Annotated in this window: 3 protein-coding genes; all 3 read left to right on the top strand. The window is 73.0% G+C overall.

The genetic code is table 11. The annotated features are described in order from the left end of the window. Window positions 1-223 precede the first annotated feature (223 nt). The 3 genes from ACFV6I_RS38395 to ACFV6I_RS38385 all read left to right on the top strand — a co-directional run bounded on the left by ACFV6I_RS38395 (window position 224) and on the right by ACFV6I_RS38385 (window position 3,770). Entirely contained in the window at window positions 224-934 is a 711-nt protein-coding gene (locus ACFV6I_RS38395) for an urease subunit gamma (RefSeq protein ID WP_380345472.1), read from the top strand. Then, window positions 931-2,646: an urease subunit alpha gene (locus ACFV6I_RS38390; RefSeq protein WP_063347079.1), complete on the top strand. Its 1,716-nt coding sequence runs from the start codon at window positions 931-933 to the stop codon at window positions 2,644-2,646. Before ACFV6I_RS38395 ends, ACFV6I_RS38390 begins: the two co-directional genes overlap by 4 nt. 77 nt (window positions 2,647-2,723) lie before the next feature. Beyond that, window positions 2,724-3,770, top strand: a complete 1,047-nt coding sequence (locus tag ACFV6I_RS38385) for an agmatine/peptidylarginine deiminase (protein ID WP_380430808.1) — start codon at window positions 2,724-2,726, stop codon at window positions 3,768-3,770. Window positions 3,771-3,844 lie beyond the last annotated feature (74 nt).

Raw genomic sequence — 3,844 nt, 5'->3', positions numbered from 1 at the left:
CCCCCCGCGGGGGGGGGGGGGGCGCGCCCCGGCGCCCCCCCCGGGGCGCCCCCCCCCCGCCCACCCACCCCCGCCGCGGGCCCGGCGAGCCGAACCCCTGCGGACCGGCAACGCTGGACACAGCGGCCCGGTCCGGGTTCAATGGCCCGAGATGTTTGAACGACGTTCTAACATCGCCCCCGAAAGCCGACCCCCCTCCCCCGGCGACCGCGAGCGAGGAACCGTGCGACTGACCCCCACCGAGCGGGACCGGCTGCTGATCTTCACAGCAGCCGAACTGGCCCGCGCCCGCCGCGCCCGGGGCGTACGCCTCAACATCCCCGAGGCCACCGCCCTGATCGCGGACACCGTCTGCGAGGCCGCCCGCGACGGCCGGCGCCTGGCCGAAGCCATCGAGGCCGGCCGCAGCGTGCTCACCGCCGACGACGTGCTGCCCGGCGTGCCGGACGTCGTCACCGTCATCCAGGTCGAGGCCGTCTTCGACGACGGCACCCGCCTGGCCGTCGTCAACGACCCGTTCCGGGGCGCCGGCTCGCTCGGCGACGAAGCCCCCGGCGGCGCACTGATCGGCGCCGGCACCGGCTACGACCCGGTCGAGGAGACGGTGCTGCTGCCCGTCCACAACACCTCCCAGGTGCCGATCTCGGTCACCTCGCACTTCCACTTCTTCGAGGCCAACCCGCGCCTCGCCTTCGACCGCGCCGCCGCCTACGGCACCCACCTGGCCGTCCCGGCCGGCTCCTCGGTGCGCTTCGACCCGGGCGCCACCGTCGAAGTCGGCCTGGTGCCGATCGGCGGCCAGCGCGTCGCGATCGGCTTCGCCGGCCTGGTCGACGGCCCGCTGGACGCGCCCGGCGCGAAGGAGGCCGCCCTGGCCAAGGCCCGCGCGACCGGCTACCTGACCACCTTCGACGACGCGGAGGTGCCGTCATGACGTCCATCACCCCCCACGACTACATCTCGGTGCACGGCCCCCGGGCCGGCGACCGGATCCGGCTCGGCGACTCCGGCCTGATCGTCCGCGTCGAGTCCGACTCGCAGGCCCCCGGCGAGGAGTTCCTGGCCGGCTTCGGCAAGACCGCCCGCGACGGACTGCACCTCAAGGCCGCCGCCGTCCGCGACACCTGCGACGTGGTGATCAGCAACGTCCTGGTGATCGACGCCATCCAGGGCATCCGCAAGACCTCGATCGGCCTGATCGACGGCCGGATCGCCTCGATCGGCCGCGCCGGCAACCCCGACACCCTCGACGGCGTGGACGTCGTCGTCGGCACCGGCACCACCATCGTCTCCGGCGAGGGCATGATCGCCACCGCCGGCTCCATCGACACCCACGTCCACCTGCTCTCGCCGCGGATCATGGAGGCCTCGCTGGCCTCCGGCGTCACCACGATCATCGGCCAGGAGTTCGGCCCGGTCTGGGGCGTCGGCGTCAACTCCCCCTGGGCCCTGCGCCACGCCTTCAACGCCTTCGACGCCTGGCCCGTCAACATCGGCTTCCTGGGCCGCGGTTCGTCCTCCGACGCGGCCCCGCTCGTCGAGGCCCTGGCCGAGGGCGGCGCCTCCGGCTTCAAGGTCCACGAGGACATGGGCGCCCACACCCGCGCCCTGGACACCGCGCTGCGCGTCGCCGAGGAGTACGACGTCCAGGTCGCCCTGCACACCGACGGCCTGAACGAGTGCCTGTCGGTGGAGGACACCCTGAAGGTGCTGGAGGGGCGGACGATCCACGCCTTCCACATCGAGGGCTGCGGCGGCGGACACGTCCCCAACGTGCTGAAGATGGCGGGCGTGCCCAACGTCATCGGCTCCTCCACCAACCCCACCCTGCCCTTCGGCCGCGACGCGCTCGGCGAGCACTTCGGCATGATCGTCTCCGCCCACGACCTCAAGACCGACCTGCCCGGCGACGCCGCCATGGCCCGCGACCGCATCCGCGCCGGCACCATGGGCGCCGAGGACGTCCTGCACGACCTCGGCGTCATCGGCATCACCTCGTCCGACGCCCAGGGCATGGGCCGCGCCGGCGAGACCGTCCGCCGCACCTTCGCCATGGCCGGCAAGATGAAGGCCGAACTCGGCCCCCTCGACGGCGGTTACGGCACCACCGAGAGCGGCGACGACAACGAGCGCGTCCTGCGCTACATCGCCAAGCTCACCATCAACCCCGCCATCGCCCACGGCCTCTCCCACGAGGTCGGCTCCATCGAGGTCGGCAAACTCGCCGACATCGTGCTGTGGCGCCCCGACCACTTCGGCGCCAAACCCCAACTGGTCCTGAAGGCCGGCTTCCCCGCCTACGGCGTGGTCGGCGACCCCAACGCCTCCACCGACACCTGCGAACCCCTCGTCCTCGGACCGCAGTTCGGCGCCCACGGCGCCACCGCCGCCGACATCTCCGTCGCCTTCGTCGCCCAGGCCGCCGCCGACGGCGCCTACCTCGACCGCCCCGCCGACGGGCTGCCCACCCGCCGCCGCCGCGTCGGCGTCCGCAACACCCGCGGCATCGGCCCCCGCGACATGGTCCGCAACGCCCGGGTCGGCCGCGTCGACGTCACCCAGACCGGCCTGGTCTCGCTGGACGGCGAACCGCTGCGCTCCGAACCCGCGGACAGCGTCTCGCTCAGCCGCCTCTACTTCCTCTGACGCTTCCGCTGCCACTTCCGCTGCCACTTCCGCTTCCGCTGACACCTCCGCCGAACGCCTCCCCCTAGGACTCCCGGATGACCACCCCCACGCCCGCCTCCCTCGGCTACCGGATGCCCGCCGAGTGGCACCCGCACGACCGCACCTGGATGGCCTTCCCCACCGCCAACCCCACCTTCGACACCCCCGAGAACCTGCACGCGGGCCGCGAGGCCTGGGCCGCCGTCGCCAACACCATCGTCCGGTACGAGCCGGTCACCCTGGTCGTCAACACCGGCGAGACCGCGGACGCCCGCAGGTACGTCTCCGAGCAGGTCGAGATCGTCGAGCGCCCGCTCGACGACGCCTGGATGCGCGACATCGGCCCGTCCTTCCTGATCGACGACAAGGGCTCGCTGGCCGCCACCGACTGGATCTTCAACGGCTGGGGCGCCCAGTCCTGGGCCCGCTGGGACGACGACCAGCACATCGCCGAGCACATCAGCGAACTGACGGGCGTCCAGCGCTTCGCCTCCCGGCTGATCAACGAGGGCGGCGGCGTCCACGTCGACGGCGAGGGCACCGTCCTGGTCACCGAGACCGTCCAGCTCGGCGAGGGCCGCAACGCGGACTGGACCAAGGAGGAGGTCGAGGCCGAGCTGCACGCCTTCCTCGGCACCACCAAGGCGATCTGGCTGCCGCGCGGACTCACCCGCGACTACGACGAGTTCGGCACCCGCGGACACATCGACATCGTCGCCTCCTTCGTGCGCCCCGGCGTCGTCGTCGCCCACGTCCAGCCGGACCCCGCCCACCCGGACCACGCCGTCTGCCAGGAGCTCGTCGCCATCCTGCGCGCCGCCACCGACGCCCGGGGCCGGGCACTGGAGGTCATCGAACTGGCCGCCCCCACCGTCCTGCTGGACGAGGACGGCGAACCGGTCGACTACTCCTACATCAACCACTACGTGGCCAACGGCGCCGTGATCCTGTGCGCCTTCGACGACCCGCGCGACCAGGAGGCCGCCGCCGTCCTCGGCCGCGCCTACCCGGGCCGCACCGTCGAACTCGTCGACGCCCGCGAAATCTTCGCCAACGGCGGCGGCATCCACTGCATCACCCAGCAGCAGCCGAAGTCCGCCTGACCCCAGGCCACTTGAGGCACCTGGGCCACCTTGGGCACCACCCGGCTGCCGGGGCGGGGGCACCTCGCCCGCCC

The sequence above is a fragment of the Kitasatospora sp. NPDC059803 genome, assembly GCF_042732255.1.
Lineage (GTDB): Bacteria > Actinomycetota > Actinomycetes > Streptomycetales > Streptomycetaceae > Kitasatospora.
Note: the sequence above shows the minus strand (reverse complement) of the source record. Positions and strands in the feature narration are given on the sequence as shown.

Coding starts and splice junctions, on each gene's coding strand:
- ACFV6I_RS38390 (WP_063347079.1), top strand. CDS start 931: ATGACGTCCATCACCCCCCACGACTACATCTCGGTGCACGGCCCCCGG.
- ACFV6I_RS38385 (WP_380430808.1), top strand. CDS start 2,724: ATGACCACCCCCACGCCCGCCTCCCTCGGCTACCGGATGCCCGCCGAG.